Raw genomic sequence first — 18,410 nt, forward strand, 5'->3', positions numbered from 1 at the left:
TGGCCGGGCGGTGGCATGCAACACAATCGCGCGTGGCGTCAGCAGTCTCGGTCCGCGGCCAGCGCCGCGAGCAGGTCAAGATCTGCCAGGGCTCCTGCGTCGGACCCGACCTGCGAGATCGCCGACATCGCTTCCTCGTACAGCTGTCGCGCTTGCAGGCGGCTCCATTCCCGCCCGCCTGCCGCTTCGATCAGCTCGGCGGCGCGGACCAATTCGCTGTCGTCGAGCGGCTTTTCGCGGAGGTAGAGGTCGGCGAGCGCGCCTGCTTCAGGGGTGTTCGAGCGCAGTGCGAACACCACCGGCAGCGACTTCTTGCGACTGCGCAGGTCGGAGAACACCGATTTGCCGGTGACGTGCGGGTCGCCCCAGATGCCGAGCAGGTCGTCGGTGTGCTGGAAGGCACGGCCGAGGCGCCTGCCGAACTCTTGCAGGTGCAGGAGCTCACCGGAGTCCGCGTTTCCGAACAGGCCACCGAGGGCGGCCGAACATCCGAACAGCGCCCCGGTTTTCTGGTCGACCATCGTGAGGCATTCGTCGACCTCGACATCGGTGCGCCGCTCGAATCCCAGGTCGGCGCACTGGCCCTCGACGAGGTGCAGCACCGAGCGGCTCATCAGGTTCGTCGCTTCGACGATCGGTGTGTTCGGCTCCGCGGCGAGCAGGGAATAGGCCTGGGCGACCAGCGCGTCGCCGGCGAGGATGGCAGGACCGATACCGAAAGCGGTCCACGCGGTCGGGCGGTGCCGTCGGGTGGTGTCTCGGTCCATCACATCGTCGTGGAGCAACGAGAAGTTGTGCACCAGTTCGACCGCGACGGCCGCGCGCACGGCAGCCGCCACGTCACCGCCGGTCAACCGGGCGGCCGACAGAACAAGCGCGGGGCGGATCGCCTTGCCACCGTCGTGCTTTTCCGGCCGCCCTGTCGGGTCCCACCAGCCGAAGTGGTACCCGACGATAGTGCGCACCGTGGCAGGCATCATCTGCACGGCGGCGTGCAGGGTGGCGGAGCAGGCCTCGCGACATTGATCGAGTACGTCGGCGGCCGTGCGTGAGCTCGGTGACACCGCGGGTGCTGTCACGGGTGCCTGCGCCAGGATCGGTGTGCTCGCGGCCTGCGGAGTGCTCATCGATTCACCTGCACTTCGGTCAGTGCACCGAGGGCGTCCGGAACAAGAACGGCCGCAGCGTGATTGGCGCTGATGAGGTAGGAGGCGATCGCTCGGTCATCGATGCCGGTGAAGCGTACGTTGATGCCCGGCTCGACTTCGTCGGGCAGGCCGGTCTGGCGCAGGCCGATCACCCCGTCGTCGGATTCACCGATCCGCATCGCCAATATCGTGCTGGTCCCGCTCGGCGAGATCGGGATCTTGTCCGAAGGCAGTAGCGGCACATTGCGCCACGCGTGCACCCGCTTTCCCTCGACTTCGGTGGGATCCGGGTAGATGCCTCGGGCCGTGCATTCGTGGCCGAACTGGGCGATCACGCGAGGGTGCGCGAGGAAGAACGCGGTCTTACGACGGCGAGCCAGCAGGCGATCGAGGTCATCGGGTGTCGGGCGGCCGGTGGCAGAACACAGCCGCTGACTCGGGTCGACGTTGTGCAGCAGGCCGTAGTCGTGGTGGGTCAGCAGGTCGCGTTCCTGGCGTTCCCGTAGCGCTGCTATCGACAGGCGCAGCTGCTGGTCGAGCTGGTTCATCGGCTTGTTGTACAGGTCGGTGACCCTGGTGTGTACGCGCAGCAGCAGTTGCGCGATGCTGAGCTCGAGTTCGCGCGGTTGCTGGTCGTAGTCGACGTAGGTCCCGGGCAGGGTCGGCTCGCCCTGCTGGCCCGACAGCAGTCCGATCGCCGCCTGACCGTATTTGTCGGCACCGGTCCGTTCGGCGGCGACCGCGGTCCCGAGGTCGGCGACGTGGGCGGCCAGACGGGGTTCACGGGCACACAGTGCGTCGAACACCGCGCGCGGCAACGCCAGTACCGTGCAGGCGGTGTTCGCGGTCGCCGTGTATTCCCAAATCGCTTGTCCACCGAGAAGAGTGGCGGCGCCGAGGTGGCTGCCGTCGTCGAGCACGTCGAGCTGCACCTGCTGGCCGTATTCGCCGGGGCCGGTCAGCACGACCCGGCCGTGGGCGAGCACATAGGCCGCATCGATTTCGTTGCCGAACTCGCAGATCGTCTCCCCCGCCGCGAACTCCTGCTGAGTGAACAGGCGGGCGAGCTCGACCAAGGTGTCGTCGTCGTCGAAATCGCGCAGCGCCCGCAATTCGCGCAGTTCGGCCGGGATCACTTGATAGCGGCCGTTGGCCAGCGTGCAGGTGACGTATCCGTCCCCGACGGTGTAGGTCAGGCGCCGGTTGACCCGGTAGGTTCCGCCGTCGACCTCGACCCAGGGCAACATGCGCAGCAGCCAGCGGGGCGTGATTCCTTGCATCTGCGGAACAGATTTGGTGGTGGTCGCCAATGTGCGGGCGGCGGCGACACCGAAGGCGGTCGGTGGGTTCTGGGCGGTGCTGGTCACGAGGAAGTCCTTCCCGGCGAGGTGGCATGGGTGGCGACGCGCGGACGAATGCGGGCGGCGGCGGTGCCGATACCCGAGGGTCCCCACGTGTGGACCGGGCGGGCGGCAGTGTGCGGTTGCCTGCCGACCGGGTAGTGCAGGTTCTCCGGGCTGTAGCGGCTGGTGCCGCGATGCCAGTGCAGGATGCCCGCGATCCAATCACGCAGTTCGTCGATGTAGCTGGTCAGCGCCGCGCGAGCGGTGGCGTCGAGCCCGTGGTGTTCGAACAAGACGGGCAATTCGTCGTCGACGAGTCGCTGGAACTGTCGCATTCTGGCCCGCATCAGGTCGTCGACGACCTTGGCGGCGATGTCGCGGTCGCAATCGAAGAACGACTCGACCACCAGGATCGCGTTGTGCAACTCGGCTTCGTACTCGATCTCCTTCTGATAGGAGAAGAAGTCGTTGATCAGACAGCCGTAGTCCTGCGCGGCGTGTTCGATGCCGCGCATGGTGGTGGACTCGAACACCGCATCGGGTATCAGGCCGCCGCGGGCGATCTTCGACAGCGCGATCGTCAGATCCGAGCCGAAGGTGCGACGGCGCATCTCCAGGTAGTCGACCGGGTCGGGGACCCGATGCTGGATGTGGTTGGCCAGCTCCCACAACCAGCTTTCGGTCATGGATTCCACCGCTTGCCGGAACGTACGCCGAGCTGCCGGCGACATCGGCCCCGCGGTGCGCGACCACAGGTCCATCAACGATCGTTCCAGTGGATTTACCGGTGTCCCTACAGGTTTCAGGTCCAACGGCATGAACGTCGACAGTCTGGCGTTGCAGGATTTCGCCCCGGCCATCGCGGCGGCACCCTGGGTGGGTGGGAAGACAGTGGGAAAGTAGTCGTCGCCCCAGGTCCCCCAGGTGAGCCATTCGGCCGACAGCGTCAGCGCCTCGATATCGGCGTCGGGATCCAAACCGGCTGAGCACAGCGCGAAATCGAACCCGACCGTATCCTCGCGAGCCCACAACTGCCGCCCACCGAGCTCGGGCAGCGGATCGTGGAATCCGACCTGTTGCGCCCACTCGATGCTGGCCGCGCGCGCCACGGGCAGGTGCGGCGACAGACTCAGTTCGAACGGCACATCGAAGTCCGGCAGCGGCAACTGCCCGGTGCGGCGCAACGGAATCTGGCGGTGACTACGCGCTCCGCCCGGCCCGGCCAGACCCTTCCAGAACCCGGGTCTGGCCAGCTCGGTGCCGAGCCCCGCGGGACCGAACGACATCGGTCCCGCCGCCGCGGAGCCGTTCATGTACCGATTGGACCGCAGATGCCATTCGTGGCCACCCGACTGCCAGTCCTGCAGACCTTGCGCATACGACAGCGTCGCCGCGCACTGCACCGCGTCCAGCCTGTGCTCGTCGAACAGCAGGGGCAGCTCGGTGAGCACGGTGTTCTCGAACTGGTGGATCCTCGAGGTGAGCTGGTCGTTGACGATGTCGGCGGCCTGCTGCGGCGAACAGTCGAAGAACCGCTCCACCACCAGGACTCCGTTGTTCACCTCGCCTTCTTCCTCGGTCTCGCGCTGATACGAGAAGATGTCGTTGCGCAGGTGCACCGCGTCGGAGAAGGTGTCCTTGAGCACGCGCATCGGCCGGGTGCCGACGACGGCTTCGGGAATCTCGGTGCCGCGGGCGTACTCCACCAGATCGGCCGACCACGGTGCGCCGCCGACCCTGCGCCGCATCTCGATGTAGTCGATGGGGTTGGGAATCCGGGCGGTATTGATGTTGCCGATCTCCCAGACACAGTCGAGCAGCAGGTTCCGGGTGCTTTCGCGGAACCGTTCCTGCCAGCCCTGCGACATCGACGGCACCGTCCGCGCCCACAGGTCGGCGAGACCGCGTTCATCGGGGTTGGTCGGTTCGGGCATCGCGGCACCGTCGGGCGGCATGAACGCGGCCAGGCGGTCGAGATACCGCCGTGCGCCGTCCATGTCACCGGTGCGTTTGAACGCGTCGAGGAAGTGGTCGTCGAAGTAGAAAACCCAGGTGTACCAGTCGGTGACGGTGTCGAGCACCGGTGCGCTTGCCTCCGGATGGGTATAGGCGCACAGGCCGGCGTAGTCCATGCCGTCGAAACTCGCCTCCTCCCACACCACGTCGCCACCGACGGTGTCGCCGAGCATTCCCATCTCGTAGGCCCACTGTTTGGTATGTGCCCGTGCTTGTTCCACGTGCGCGTTCAGCCGCGCGGGATGAGCGACGTAGAACTCGGGCAGCTCGAAGGGCTGCACGATGTCAGGCCTCGGCGCCGAGCTGCACGTTCTCGAGAATGGCGAGGGCATCGGGCACCAGCACGGCGCCCGAGTAGTAGGTGCTGACCAGGTAGGAGATGATCGCCTTGTCGTCGATGCCCATGAAGCGCACGTTCAGTCCGGGCTCGTACTCGTCGGGAATCCCGATCTGGCGCAGGCCGATCACGCCCTGGGCGGCTTCACCGGTGCGCATCAGCATGATCGAGGTGGTGCGGCTGGCCGAGGTGCCGATCTTGTTGCACGGCAGGATCGGGATGCCGCGCCACGACGGCACCCGATGCCCGTTCAGCTCGGTGCTCGTCGGGTAGATGCCGCGGCGGCTGCACTCGGCGCCGAAGGCGGCGATGGCCTTCGGATTGGCCAGGAAGAACGTGGGTTCCTTCCAGACCAGTGCCAGCAATTCGTCCAGGTCGTCCGGTGTCGGCGGGCCGGTGCGGGTGCTGATCCGCTGACGTGGTGCCGCGTTGTGCAGCAGACCGAAGTCGCGGTTGTTGACCATCTCGTCTTCCTGGCGCTCGCGCAGGGCCTCGATGGTCAGCCGCAGCTGCTGTTCGATCTGGTCCATCGGCTTGTTGTAGAGGTCGGCGACTCGGCTGTGGACCCGCAGCACGGTCTGCGCGATGCTCAATTCGTATTCGCGCGGTGACAGGTCGTAGTCGACGAAGGTGCCCTGCAACTGCGGCTCGCCGTCGTGGCCCGAGGCGAGCTCGATCGAACTCTCGCCGTAGGGATTTGCCCGCTCATCAGCGACGGCGTCGTCGAGCTGGGCCACCCGCACGTGCTCGCGCAATCCTTCGATCCGGGCGCTGACCTCGGCCAGAGCGCGGGAGGTGAGGACCAGGCAGGTGCACGCGGTGACGGCTTTGACGGTGAAGTCCCACGGCTGCGCGTCGGCACCGAGGATCCGTTCGCCGATGAACCGGCCGTCGGTCATGATCTCGAGAACGGTCGACTCGTCGTAGGCGCCGGTGCCGAGCTTGTCGGCCTTGCCGTGGGCGAGCACCACCAGCTCTTCGGCCGGCTGACCGGCTTCGGCGATGACGTCGCCGGGCGCGTACTGCCGTTCGACGAAGGAGTCCGCAAGCACCTGCAGGGCAGCGTCATCGGAGTACTGGCGCAGATAGCGCAGCTCACGCAGATCGGGTGCGAGAACCCGGGCCTGACCCGCGGTGTCGTAGCAGGTGATCAAGCCGTCACCGACCGTGTAGGTGAGGCGACGGTTGACGCGGTACACACCACCGTCGGCCTGCACCCACGGCAGCAGTTTCAGCAGCCACCGAGAGGTGATGCCTTGCATCTGCGGCACGGATTTGGTGGTGGTTGCCAGGTTTCGCGCGGCCACAGTGCTGAGGCTCAGCTGGGCGGCGGCAATGGTTCCAGAGAAAGGTTCAGCCAGTTCAGTCATGAGTTCTTCCTGCTTCTAGAGACATGGGAGAAACGAGATGACACACCACGGGGAAACGAACGAATCAGTTATCCACCGGCTATCGATAGCGGCAAAACTACTGTAGCGGAAAGCATGCGATGTTCGAGGACGATTCAGCTGAATTCCGTTGTGCGCTAATAAGATTCAAAGCCATGGACTGATTCGCGGCATGCGGCAACCCAGGTCGGAGCAGCCCTCGTGACACTGCCACGAGGATGCGAAATAGTTGCTGTTACTGCTCACGAACGTCGCAACGCCGCCCTGGCCGCACCCGCACTTCCCATGATCAGCACCAGGGCGGTCAGCGCCCAGCGCCGCTGTTCGACGGCCACCGGCTGGGCAACCACCGCCTCCGGTTCCTGCTCGGGGGGCGGAAGAAACCTCATCGGCGTGGAGACCGGGACGGGTGGGCTGGGCGCCTCTGGCGTGGGCGACGGAAGCGGCGGCGCGGGACTGACCGACACGCTCGGTGGTGGTGGCGGAGGTGGTTCTCGGACCGGTGACGGTTCGGGTGCAGGCGGCACTATCAGCGGCGGGGCCGAGGGCAATGGCATCGGTACGGGCAGCGGCGGCGGCGCGGGAGCAGGCAACCGAAAGGGTGGGGGCGCTGGAACAGGCAGCGGGAGCGGAGGCCGGGGCGCCGGAACATGCACTTCCGGTCCATCGAACGGGCGGGCTGGAGCCGGCAACTCCAGACCCCCGCGGGGCGGTACCCGCTCCGGAGCAACCGGCACCTCGTACGAGCGTTCAGGAACGGGTATCTCCAGCCCGTCGTACGGGGGAACGACCGGCTTCTCGAATGCCCTTCTCGGCGTGGTTGTCTCCGGTCGATCGGGCCGTTCACCGTGACCGGGGAGCAGGGGTTCCGCGAACGGTCGCCGGGTGTCAGGGGCATCCGGTTCCTCGAACCGAGGCACCGATCGAGGAATCCCGCCCGGCGTCGGTTGCACGGTCGTGGCGCCGGGCGGCACGCGAGGCGTATCAACGGGTTCCGCCGGGGCGGTGGTGAGCGTTCCAGCTCGCGGCGTGCTTCGGGGTAGGACGACACTCGGCGGCTCGACCGACGGGGACATCGGAGTCGCACCGACCGACCCCGGCGCGAACAGGCCGACCCCCGACAGCAGGGCAGCCCAGATCCCCCTCCGCACAGTCATTTTCACCTCAGCTGCGCCAGCACGGCGTCGAAGGCCGTCGGTGCGACCGCAGCGGCGCGGCCGTAGGGATTCTGTAGCTCGAAGATGGTGAAGATCATGAACGTCACCACCGCCGCGAAACTGGCCACCACGACGACATGAATGCGCGCGCTGGTGCCGGAGAACAGCAGTGACAAACCCACCGACAGAATCGCGCCGAGCGCCAGTGCCAGCCACATCATCGGCGACAACGCGCTGCCCGCGGCCTCGATCCTGGACTGCCTGGCCTCGTAGACCTCCCACAGCCGATCGGCTGCCGCGATCTGGCGCGAACGTTGCCATTCGTCGGCGGCGGGGGTGGCGGCAATGGCGGTGCGCACCGTCGACAGCTGGTTCCACGCCTTGTCGTCGACATCTTCGCCGGAGGTCATGGCGGGCCACTCGACCTCGATCACCTGGCCGGTGTAGGCATGCACGGCCCTGGTGACGGTGCCGCGGGCAGGTTCGGACAACGCGTCGCCCGCCCACTGCAGGGCGAGCAATCGGTCCGCTTCGTCGGACGCGGCCTTCGCCGCGCTCGCGTTGGTATCGAGCACGCCGATGAGCAGGAACGACGCCAGCACCACCTGCAGACCGCCGACGAGGGTGAAGACCTGTCCCACCGACTCGTTGGTGGCCTCGCCGTCGCGGCCCTTGCCGCGCCTGCGCAGCAAGTAGGCGGCGGTCCCGGCCAGTCCGGCGGCCACGATTACCCACAGCAGTGCTTCCCAGAGCATGTCTCGGTAGTCCTTCGTCGTCGAGGTGGGCGATGATGCGCGCCGGAAATCACTGAAGATTTGTGTGGACCACCTCCGAGGAAGGGAGGACACGATGAGGAATCCTGCGACCGACAACCACGGAATAGCAAGGGAGCCAACGGTGTCGAGATTAGGCCGCGGATACGAGTGCCGCAATGACCAAGCAAACCGTCGACGAGCTCCCACACCGACCGCCGGATGACCGAAATCGGCAGGCGGGACCCTCCTTCGAGGCAGTCGACCGCGCTCCTCTCGCAGACGGTCCTGGCACGACATCCCGGCGAACCTGGCACGGAATGCGAGTGTCGTCCACGCGTCGATACCGAGATCGACCCGACCGCACAGAGGCACCGAATTACGCTGTTATCCTTGATCTTTCGAGAGCGATTCCAGATTGTCGACAGGTGCAGGCAACCGGTGACGGATCCGCGTCCTACCCGTTCCCGGCGACCGCGCACCCCTGCGCGGAGGTGGGATATGCACAGCGAGACGGACGCGCACGAGATCGAGGCCGGACGGCCGACCGAGCCCGGCGGACAGCGCTCGGCCCGGGCCAAGGTCGATCCGAGGACCTCGACCCGAAAGAAGTCCGCTTTGTTCGGATTGGGGCAATCGACGAGCGAATTGATCCGACCGGAAACAAATTGTCCGCTGGAACGCCCCGGCCCCGCCGATGACCAGGGTGTGGCCCTGCGCGGATCGCGCGATCTCCAGCGGGTGGGGTTCGGCTGCGACCTACGTGCCCGGGAGGATTTCGCTGCCACACTGTGGACCTCTAGCACCGGGTCGGTATTGGTCGCCCGGCTGCGGTCCTCGGACATCACCGCCGAGCGCGGTATCGGTGTCGACGACGACCACTACAGCCAGTACCTACAACTGGGTTTGGTGCTGGCCGGACGAGCCACGCTCGAGCAACGGGGCCATCGATCGACCGCGGTAGCCGGGGAGGCATTCGCGCTGTGCCTCGACAGCCCGTTCCGCTCGACTCTCGCCCGATGCGAAACCCCGGCCACCGACGTGCTGTACCTCTATCTCCCGGTGGATTCGCTGACCGCCTGGGGTCTGAACGCCGCCGCGGCGGGCGGCCGGTCGTGGCCGCTGTCGCGGGCGGCAGTGTCTGCCCTGATGGTTGCTCGCGATATAGCTTGTGGCGCAACGATTCCCGGCAGCTTGCGGATAGTCGCGCGCATCGACGAGATCCTGTTCCGGGCGGCGGTCGTCGCTCTGCTGGAACGGGATCTCACCGATGCGACAAAGGAACTCACCGCCGAGGATGTGCTGCGCCGCCGCGCGGCCGACTTCATCGACCGCAACTTCGCCGACCCGGCCGTGAACCCGGATGCGGTCGCGGTTCGGTTGCACGTGAGCAGGCGAACCCTGTTCCGGGCGTTCGAACTCCAGGGCATGTCCGTCGGGCGGCTCATCCGCACCCGCAGACTGGCTGCCGCGGCGAGTGCGCTCAGTGACGACACCCGCGGGCTCCGCGATATCGCCGACAGCTGCGGTTTCCGCACGGTCGACCAACTCTCGCGAGCCTTCCGCGCCAAGTACGGGGTAACCCCCGCCGCCTACCGCACCGCACGGCGCAGGGATGCGATGGCGGGCTGGTGACCGCCGACAGCTCGACGTCGATCAAGGGCTCGGCGGCGTCGAAGCGACGCCGAGCACCTCCCGGCCGATCTCGCCGGCCAGTACCTCCGTCGAGTACGCCATGAGCTGCCCGGCCTCGGCGTCGCGTAGGTGTCGCTGGATCGGCGACCCGCGCAGATAGCCCGACGCTCCACCCACGCGCACGCCCAATTGCGCGACGTCCACGGCCACCTTGTTCGCCAGGTACTTCGCCCGCGACAGAGTGGCGAAAAAGGCGGGGTTGGCGCTGTCGGCTTCGCGCAGACCCTGGTCGTAGAGGGCGTGCGCGGCGGCGAGCCGGATCTGCACGTCGGCGACCTCGTGCTGCACCCACTGTTGGTCGGCCAGCGGATTGCCGAGGATCACTCGCGAGCGCGCGTGCGCGACCAACGCGGCAAGCGCCGCGTCGGCGATACCGAGGGAGATGGCAGGCAACCCGGCCGGGATCACCGCGAAATCGCCCGGTCCCGGTGCGCGACCGCGATATTCGGCGCGCAACACGGTGTTGTCGAAGGCCAGCAATTGACTGCGGGTCGCTCGCAAACCGAGGGTGTCCCAGATCGGGATGATCGATACGGACTCGTCCGGTATCACTCCGAAGAACGTCGGCACTCCCGAGACCAGCGCGTTCACCAGCAAGTAGTCCGCGATCTCGCTACCGGAGACAAACCGCTTCGCACCGGCGAGCGACCAGCCGCCCACCGCGGGTTCGGCCACCTGCTGCGGCTGCAGAAAGCGGTTGCCGCTGCCCGGTTCGGACAAGGCGTTGGCGAACCGTTTACCCGCGAGGAACTCGTCGGCGAAGAACGACCCGACCGAATCGCCGGTCAACTCCGCCAACGCGACGCCCGCGCCAGCATGCATCACCCAGATCGTGGCGATGGACGGATCGGCCTTCGCCAGTATCCGGACCACTGTCCCGAACGACTGATAGCTCAATCCGAGCCCACCCAGTCGGCGAGGCAGCACCGCCCGATCGACCTGAGCATCATGCAGCGCGGTCAGCTCCTCGACCGGAATCTCGGCCCGCTCGTCGTAGTCGGCCGCGTCGGCGGCGAAACCCACCGCCAGTTCGGCCACCCGATCCAGGATCTCCTGCTCGCCCGACTCCGGCGACGATCCGACCTGCGCGCTGATCACGAATTGTCCTCCGCTCGAAAGGGTTTCGACCAGGATACGCAGCACGCCACACGCAGCCGCGAGATCGGGATCTCGGTCCGCGGAAATTGCGGCGGCGAGCCCGAATCTGCTGCTCTCCGTGATCATCCGGATGCTCGGCCTGTTTGAGATTCGATTGTCGAGGCATTCCGGGACAAGAGGCTCGTAGAAGGAGAACTTGTGACTTCCGGAATTCTGGTAGCTGTCATTGTCATCGTGGTCGTACTCGCCGGTGCGGCTTTTCTGGCCCAGCCGTACCTACGCCGGAGGCGTCTGCGAGGCCGCTTCGGGTCCGAATACGACCGGGCGCTCGAACAGACCGACGATCGCCGCGCCGCCGAACGCGAACTGGTGGAACGTGAGCGCAGGCACCACTCGCTCGAGCTGCGTGAACTGACCTCCGAACGCAAGCAAGAGCTCACCGCGGCCTGGACGAACGTGCAGGAACGCTTCGTCGACAAGCCCGCCGACGCTGTCAGCGAGGCCGACCGGCTCGTCACGACCGTGATGGCCGAACGCGGCTATCCCACCGAAGGTTTCGACCAGCAGGCCGCCGACCTCTCCGTCGAGCATGCCGCGACCCTCGGTCACTACCGCGACGCCCACGACATCGCGATCAAGCACGCGGACGGAAAGGCGAGCACCGAAGACCTTCGGACCGCCCTCGTGCATTACCGCGCGCTGTTCCTCGATCTGACGAACGGCCACACCACGCACAAGAAGGACACAGTGTCATGAGCACCGAACACAACCGAATCAAGACCGATGCGCGCACCGACGACGTCGAGCACGCCCCTCTCGGCGAACGCGATCGCCTCACGGCAGGCAAGCACGTCGATCACCAGGTGATCGACGCCGAGGTCATCGATCCGGATTCCGGACGGGATCCGAAGGCCTCCGGCACCGTGGACGAGACGCGGCCGGATCGCCGTCCCGACGAAACCGCCGCCGGGAAGCGCGCAGACGGCAAGCACGCTCCCGTGGCGGCCGCCACCTCAGGCGAGGCCGATGCGGATCTCACCGGTACCCGGCCAGAGGTCGGCACCGAACGCGACGCGGTCGCCGATGAGACCGACTCCGTTCACGCGGGGCAGCCGGCAGTAACGCAGAAGAGCCCCGCTACCGAGGTGGAGGACGACGTCGTTCCGCTGTTCGACGAAAAGTCCCTGGAACAGCTGCGGGGACGCTGGCGTGATCTGCAGGGCTCCTTCGTCGACGATCCCCGTGATGCCGTGTCCCAGGCCGACACTCTGGTCGCCGAACTGATCCACGAGCTGACCAGCACCTACGCCGAACGCCAGAAGATCATCGCGGGCCGGTGGTCGGAGAGCCCGGACACCGAGTCGTTGCGGCGCGCGCTGCGCAGCTACCGCGCGTTCTTCGACCAGCTGCTGACCCCCACCGCCTGACCTCGGTATCTGCCACAGAACCGTACGAGCGCTCGATACACCGCAGCGCTCGTACGGTTCTGTCGTCTTCTGCGGACTACGCGAGATTGACCTCCCCCAGCGTGGGTACGCGCGCCGTATGGAACTCCTCGTGATCGTCGCCCTGGTCGTGTTCGTCGCGGTTGTCCTGCTCAGAAGCAACCGCACCAAAAAGCCGCCGGACCGTCCGTCGTCAAGGGAAAACGACCCGGAATAGGGTGCGCGATGGGCCGCGCCCGCGGACAGCCGTGATCCGCGGCGAGCCCGCACTGTGCGAGGTCAGTGATCGATTGCCGGTTCGGAGTCGCGGGACCGGGTAAGCGCCGTTGTGACCAGCGAGGATGACCGAACCGAGGAGACGATCCACGACATGGTTCAGGTGACGCGCACGATCAAGGCCCCGGTGGACGAAGTGTTCGCTGTGCTCGCCGACGGATGGTCCTATGCGAGTTGGGTCGTCGGCGCCTCGCATATCCGCGGAGTGGACGACGCCTGGCCGGCCGTGGGAGCTCGCATTCATCACAGCGTCGGGCCGTGGCCGGGCACGATCCAGGACACGACCGCCGTTCGCGCCGTCGATTCGCCGCACAGCATAGAACTCGATGCCAGGCTCTGGCCATTCGGCAGCGCAATTGTTCGGCTGGAGCTACGCACCCTCGGCCCCACCTCGTGTGAGGTCGTGATGACCGAACGAGCCGTTCGCGGACCGAGTCGATTCATTCCGCATGCGGCGCAGGCGCTGCTACTCGCGCCACGTAATCGCGAGTCGTTGTCACGGCTCGCCGATCTCGCCGAGGGCGGGTACGTGGACGCTAGGGCCGACAGTCCGAACTGAGGTCGCTGGGGTGAAATAGTGAGACTCCCCCACCGCCGACCGGTGGGAATATGCCGGACCCAGGCACTCATTTCCCTCGAATTCGTAGGGGCCGAGTTAAAGTTGCACCGCGCGGCATTTCCCCTCCTGAGCAAACGCCGATCGGAGAATCATGGGACACCGGACGAGTATCGCAGTGTTGGTCGCGACCGCGGGTTTGTTGATCGCCACGGGCTGCGGCACGTCGTCGGACTCCGGTGACAGCGCCACGAGCACGCCGGTCCCCTCGCAGGCCGAGCCCGCGTACGCCGCCACTCTCCGGCCGGTGATCACCCAGCTGATGAAGGACAATGTCATTCCCGGCGCCGTCGTGGTCGTCAAATCGCCGACGAAGGGGAACTGGACCGAGACATTCGGCACTCGCGTCATCGGGACCGACGACCCTATGTCGGTGGACGATTATTTCCGTATCGCGAGTAACACCAAGACCATGACGTCGACGGTGATCCTGCAGTTGGTGCAGGAGGGCAAGCTCGCCCTCGATGACACGATCGACAAATACTGGCCCGGCGTTCCGAACGGCGATCGCATCACCATCGCTCAGCTGTCCGAAATGCGAAGCGGCCTATACAGTTACACGTTCGATCCGCAATTCAACGCCTTGCTCGACAGTGACCCGAACAAGGTCTGGACGCCGGAGGAATTGCTCGCGATCGCCTTCTCGCACCCTGTCAATTTCGCGCCGGGCGAGAAATTCGATTACTGCAATACCAACATCATCCTGCTCGGCCTCGTCATCGAGAAGATCACGAAGATGTCGGCCGCCGAGAATTTCCAGAAGCGGATCTTCGAGCCGCTGGGCCTGAAGCACACCTCACTGCCCGCGGCGGCGGACCCCTCGATCCCCGATCCGCACCCGCAGGGGTACGCGTTCGGCACCAATGTCTCCACCATCGACACCTACGCCCTGCCGCCCGAAGAACAGGCGGCCGCGCTCGCGGGCACGCTGCAACCCAGCAACGCGACCGACCAGAGCCCGTCGTGGACCTGGACCGCGGGCGCCGCGATATCGACCGTCGATGATGTGGCCACGTATGTGCGGGCACTCGTCGAGGGCGACCTCCTGGATGACGAGATGCAGCGGGTTCGCATGGACAGCATCCAGCCGATCGATCCCGCCGCTCCCGATGTCGCCGGATACGGTCTGGGCATCGTCCGATTCGGTCTACATCTGTTCGGGCACGACGGTCAGATGCCGGGATTCATGACCTTCATGGGCCATGACCCCGCCTCGGACCTCACGATCGTGGTCGCCACGAACCTCGCGACGGTGCCGTCGGGCGAGGGGTCGGCGCTGGTGCTGGTCAAGGGCATGCTGCCGACCTTCTACGGTCCCGAGGCGGTGCCGGGCAATCCCGCCGCACCGAGCACCGACGCGACGACCTCACCCACCAGCCCTGCCGGACCGACCACTACGGGCCGCTGAGGTTACACTGCAGGACGAACAGAAGTTACTTGTGGTTCTTCTTCGCAAAGACTAGCAGCCAGCAGGCGTGGCGAGCACTTACCGGATTAGCCCCTTGATTACGAACTGTACTCAGATCGACGAACAGGGGACAACTCACAAGCGGGCTTGATAAGTTACTATCCATTCTTGATCCACGCACAACGGCCGACGAGGTCGTCGACCGCACGATCGGGGTCCGTGGGCTCTCGACGAAGAAGGATGCTGCGGACGGCCGCTCTCGGGACAGGCGGTCGACGACCGATGCCGTGTGGGTCGCGACCCGAAGGAGCCACGATGTCGATCGAACTGGACTGCTCGCCGATGCGGGCGCCGTTGCCTGATACGGCAAGCCTCGCAGGCCAGCTCGTCAGCCACTTCATCGACAATGTGGCCACCCGCGACACTCAATTGGGCGACGCGATCCACGAAGACATCGCCACGGTGACGAAGAAGTGCCTGGAGATCGGCGACGGTGTCATCGCCGGCCGCAACGTCTCCGACCAGCTGGACTGGTTCTCGGCTGCCGCAGCGGGCTGGGCCCGCGAAGCCGTGCCGATCGACACCATCTTGGATGCCTTCTACGAATCGCTGCGCGTGAGCGTCGACCGGATCTGCACTTCCGACGCGGCCTACGATCGCGACGCGCTGATCGACAGACTCCGCACGACCATGGCGATTTCGAACCTCATGTCCACCACGATGATCAATGCCTACCTCCGCGAGTACCGCGGGGTGGTCAGCGAACACCTCACCGCGACGCGCGCATTGACCGCCGCCCTCCTCGCAGGCCGAGCCACGACCAGCATGGCCCGCGACTGCGGCGTCAGCGTCGCCGATACCTATGCGGTGCTGGCGGTGTCGATCCCCCGAGACCCCGACGATCAAGACCCGCAGATCGACGACGACATCGTCGCACGGCGAAAGCTCCGCAGAGTCCACACCGCCCTCGCGGAGCACTGCGACGACGCTCTCGCCATGCTGTCGGTCGACGGCGGAACCGTCCTGGTTCCCGGTGCCGATACCGACGACACCCGACTCGACATCCTGATCGAGGCGCTCTCCCGCGCCGCCAGGGTCGACATCACGGCGACCCTGATAACGACCACAACCGGCCAGATCCCGGACACCGCACAGGTCGCTCATGACCTTCTCGACATCATCGCGAGGCTCGGCTACGCCCCGCGCCTCTATCGATTCGAAGACCTGGCGCTCGAATACCAGCTCACGCGGCCCGGCCCCGGCCTGACCAAGCTCGGCGAGCTACTCGCGCCGCTGGACAACCATCCCGATCTCTATCAGACACTGCAGATCCTCATCGCCAATGACATGAACCGCCAGCGCACCGCCCGACTCCTGCACATCCATACGAACACCATCATCTACCGACTGCACCGCATCGCGAGCCTGACCGGGCTCGACGCGATGCACGCTTCCGGTCTGTGGCAGCTGAAGTCCGCGGTGATCGCCCGCGCATTCGAGCTGGCGCGGTCATCACACCAGCGACCGACCGAGGGCACGGCGGCGGTGCATTCCCGCCAGGTACGACTCGAACGGATACAGCCGCCGGCGTTCGGAAAGCACTGACAGCGCGCGACCGAGGGTGCGCATCGTGACCTCGAACAAGCGCTGACGCCGATCGCGCCACGGCGGGCGAGCTCGTCGCGACCCACCGGCGACCTCTGCAGCACCAACAAACGGACACGCTGCGCCGTCCACAACCACGCGGCGGGCAGCTTGTAAGTTACTCAACATTTTGCCGATACTCTCCAACGAATCGCTTCGATGGTCACACTCGCGCCGCGCATATGAGCGGAGAACAGCGGACGGCAAGGGGACTGAATAATACGCTGTCCAGTCAGTTCCCTGCCAACCAGCGACGATGCCGCCAGCATGAGCAGCGAAGCCCAGCGGGTTCGGCAAAAACCTCGACCGCATCCATAAACCTTGTTAAGTTACTACCTATTCTGAGGCTCGACCAGCTGAGACACGGGATAGTTTCATCACACCGCCGGGCCTGCGCATACTCAATGAGGAGTAATTTCATGGACGGCCTGAATAGACGCAACGCGTTGAAAACCGGCGGAATCCTGGGTGCGATCGGCGCGCTGTCGATCGTGACGCCCGTGCGAGCCGAGCCGTGGACCTGGTCTCCACAAGGGTCGGTGGCCGGGAGCGGGTCCGGCGTCGACCCGATGACCGTGTGGGATCCCGAAGTCGACGAGCTCGTCGCCGGACTGATCGATCGCGGGGAAGTGCCGAGGGTCAACGAACTGTTGCGGACCTGGACCAGAAACGGTCAAACGTTGCCGGACGGTTTACCGACAGAGCTGCGCGACTTCATGGAGTACGCCCGCCAACTGCCGCAATGGACCGATCTGGGCGCACTGGGGACCGCGATCGAGTTCAACAAGAAGCGCGGACTGTATCTCGGTGTCCTCTACGGGTTCGCCAGCGGCATGATGAGCACCGTCATCCCGAAGGAAGCGCGAGCGGTCTACTACTCCAAGGGCGGCCACGACCTCAAAGACCGCATTACCAAGACCGCGAAACTCGGTTATGACATCGGTAGCGCGAATGCCTATGCCGCCGACGGGGAAATGATCGTCACCTGCGTCAAGACCCGGCTCGTTCATGCCGCGGTGCGCCACCTGCTGCCGCAGTCACCGCACTGGGTGCAGTCGGCCACCGAGGACATCCCGATCAGCCAGAACGACATCATGGTCACCTGGCACAGCCTGCCCACCACCGTCATGAAGCACCTGACCGCCTGGAACGTGCCGATCCCGGCGCACGAATCGGCGGCGTTCCTGCATTCGTGGCAGGTGGCCGCGCATCTGCTCGGCGTCCGCAACGAATACATCCCCAAGATGTGGCCCGACGCGAATTCCCAAGCGGCACAGGTCCTCGACCCCATCATCGAGGCAACGCCGGAAGGGGCGAAGCTCGCCGATCGACTGCTGGGATTGGGCGCCAACATCGACTTCGCGCTGCTGAGCAAGCCGATCCTCGGCGCGTTCACCCGCTTCCTGCTCGGCGACGCCATCGCCGACGGACTCGCGATTCCGCGGGAACCGGTCTGGGACCCGCTACTGCGGTTCAGTTGGGGTCCGTTCATCGCCGTTCGCGAGGGTCTGCTGACCGCGGTCCCGCCCCTGGGCGACCCTTACTGGCTCCTCGACGAATTCCTGCGCAAGGCCGCCCTGGTCTATCTGGCCGAACTGCGGATGCCGATCAGCATCGAGATTCCGACGATGAACCGCGACATGAACCAACCCCACCGCTGAACTACGGCAGGCGCTGCAATGATGTTCTACCCGCTACCGTCCGAAACCCCCGAACCGTGCGAGGCCTCGTCGATCTACGAGCAGGTCGGCGGCTATGAGGCATTACAGGCTGTCGTCGACGCGTTCTACACGCGAGTACTCGCCGACGAGGCGCTCGGCCCATTCTTCGCCGGCACCAACATGACTCGCATGAAAGGTCGTCAGGTCGAGTTCTTGTCCGCCGCCCTCGGTGGTCCGGACCCCTACATCGGCGCTGCGATGAAGCAGGTACATCGTGGCCGCGGCATCACGAAGGTCCACTTCGATCTCGTCGCAGGGCACCTCGCTGATGCCATGACTGTCGCCGGAGTCCGGTCGGAGTTGCTGGCGCAGATCCTTGCCGTGGTGTCACCGCTAGCCGATGACATCTGCTCGGGCCCGTGACCG

At 65.9% G+C, this 18,410-nt stretch carries 15 protein-coding genes; 8 read left to right on the plus strand and 7 right to left on the minus strand.

Features of this window, described 5'->3' with window-relative positions; translation table 11 throughout:
* Nucleotides 1-38 precede the first annotated feature (38 nt).
* The 6 genes from ASD42_RS24130 to ASD42_RS24150 all read right to left on the minus strand — a co-directional run bounded on the left by ASD42_RS24130 (nt 39) and on the right by ASD42_RS24150 (nt 8,144).
* A complete protein-coding gene (locus ASD42_RS24130; RefSeq protein WP_082844212.1) occupies nt 39-1,127 on the minus strand; it encodes a family 2 encapsulin nanocompartment cargo protein polyprenyl transferase in 1,089 nt (362 codons plus the stop codon).
* On the minus strand, nt 1,124-2,515 hold the full coding sequence (locus tag ASD42_RS24135) for a family 2B encapsulin nanocompartment shell protein (RefSeq protein WP_056820781.1): 1,392 nt from the start codon (nt 2,513-2,515) through the stop codon (nt 1,124-1,126). The genes ASD42_RS24130 and ASD42_RS24135 overlap by 4 nt, the downstream gene beginning before the upstream one ends.
* On the minus strand, nt 2,512-4,788 hold the full coding sequence (locus ASD42_RS24140; RefSeq protein ID WP_056820783.1) for a terpene synthase family protein: 2,277 nt from the start codon (nt 4,786-4,788) through the stop codon (nt 2,512-2,514). The genes ASD42_RS24135 and ASD42_RS24140 overlap by 4 nt, the downstream gene beginning before the upstream one ends.
* A gap of 4 nt (nt 4,789-4,792) precedes the next feature.
* On the minus strand, nt 4,793-6,214 hold the full coding sequence (locus tag ASD42_RS24145) for a family 2B encapsulin nanocompartment shell protein (RefSeq protein WP_056820784.1): 1,422 nt from the start codon (nt 6,212-6,214) through the stop codon (nt 4,793-4,795).
* A 260-nt stretch (nt 6,215-6,474) separates the two neighbouring features.
* Nucleotides 6,475-6,621 (minus strand): hypothetical protein, encoded by a 147-nt coding sequence (locus ASD42_RS34540; protein ID WP_156677563.1) that lies wholly within the window; start codon nt 6,619-6,621, stop codon nt 6,475-6,477.
* A 770-nt stretch (nt 6,622-7,391) separates the two neighbouring features.
* Nucleotides 7,392-8,144 carry a bestrophin-like domain gene (locus ASD42_RS24150; RefSeq protein WP_056820785.1) on the minus strand — a complete coding sequence of 251 codons (753 nt, stop codon included), beginning with the start codon at nt 8,142-8,144 and terminating at the stop codon, nt 7,392-7,394.
* A 498-nt stretch (nt 8,145-8,642) separates the two neighbouring features.
* On the opposite strand from ASD42_RS24150, the gene ASD42_RS24155 reads away from it, so the two are divergent.
* Complete coding sequence (locus tag ASD42_RS24155; protein ID WP_056820786.1) at nt 8,643-9,776, plus strand: helix-turn-helix domain-containing protein; 1,134 nt, start codon at nt 8,643-8,645, stop codon at nt 9,774-9,776.
* 21 nt (nt 9,777-9,797) lie between these two features.
* Here ASD42_RS24155 and ASD42_RS24160 read toward each other — a convergent pair whose 3' ends face one another.
* Nucleotides 9,798-10,934, minus strand: a complete 1,137-nt coding sequence (locus ASD42_RS24160; protein ID WP_056820982.1) for an acyl-CoA dehydrogenase family protein — start codon at nt 10,932-10,934, stop codon at nt 9,798-9,800.
* 198 nt (nt 10,935-11,132) lie between these two features.
* On the opposite strand from ASD42_RS24160, the gene ASD42_RS24165 reads away from it, so the two are divergent.
* From ASD42_RS24165 to ASD42_RS24195, 7 genes are all read left to right on the plus strand, one after another.
* Nucleotides 11,133-11,690: a hypothetical protein gene (locus tag ASD42_RS24165; RefSeq protein WP_056820787.1), complete on the plus strand. Its 558-nt coding sequence runs from the start codon at nt 11,133-11,135 to the stop codon at nt 11,688-11,690.
* Complete coding sequence (locus tag ASD42_RS33980; protein ID WP_056820789.1) at nt 11,687-12,361, plus strand: hypothetical protein; 675 nt, start codon at nt 11,687-11,689, stop codon at nt 12,359-12,361. Before ASD42_RS24165 ends, ASD42_RS33980 begins: the two co-directional genes overlap by 4 nt.
* Nucleotides 12,362-12,707: 346 nt before the next feature.
* Nucleotides 12,708-13,214 carry an SRPBCC family protein gene (locus ASD42_RS24175; protein WP_442938663.1) on the plus strand — a complete coding sequence of 169 codons (507 nt, stop codon included), beginning with the start codon at nt 12,708-12,710 and terminating at the stop codon, nt 13,212-13,214.
* A gap of 175 nt (nt 13,215-13,389) precedes the next feature.
* On the plus strand, nt 13,390-14,679 hold the full coding sequence (locus tag ASD42_RS24180) for a serine hydrolase domain-containing protein (RefSeq protein ID WP_235569806.1): 1,290 nt from the start codon (nt 13,390-13,392) through the stop codon (nt 14,677-14,679).
* Between the two features lie 315 nt (nt 14,680-14,994).
* Complete coding sequence (locus ASD42_RS24185; RefSeq protein ID WP_063893726.1) at nt 14,995-16,284, plus strand: PucR family transcriptional regulator; 1,290 nt, start codon at nt 14,995-14,997, stop codon at nt 16,282-16,284.
* Between the two features lie 458 nt (nt 16,285-16,742).
* On the plus strand, nt 16,743-17,984 hold the full coding sequence (locus ASD42_RS24190; protein ID WP_056820791.1) for an oxygenase MpaB family protein: 1,242 nt from the start codon (nt 16,743-16,745) through the stop codon (nt 17,982-17,984).
* A gap of 21 nt (nt 17,985-18,005) precedes the next feature.
* Nucleotides 18,006-18,407, plus strand: coding sequence for a group I truncated hemoglobin (locus tag ASD42_RS24195; RefSeq protein ID WP_056820986.1), 402 nt, complete (start codon nt 18,006-18,008; stop codon nt 18,405-18,407).
* The last annotated feature ends 3 nt before the right edge of the window (nt 18,408-18,410 follow it).

The organism is Nocardia sp. Root136 (assembly GCF_001427185.1).
GTDB lineage: Bacteria > Actinomycetota > Actinomycetes > Mycobacteriales > Mycobacteriaceae > Nocardia > Nocardia salmonicida.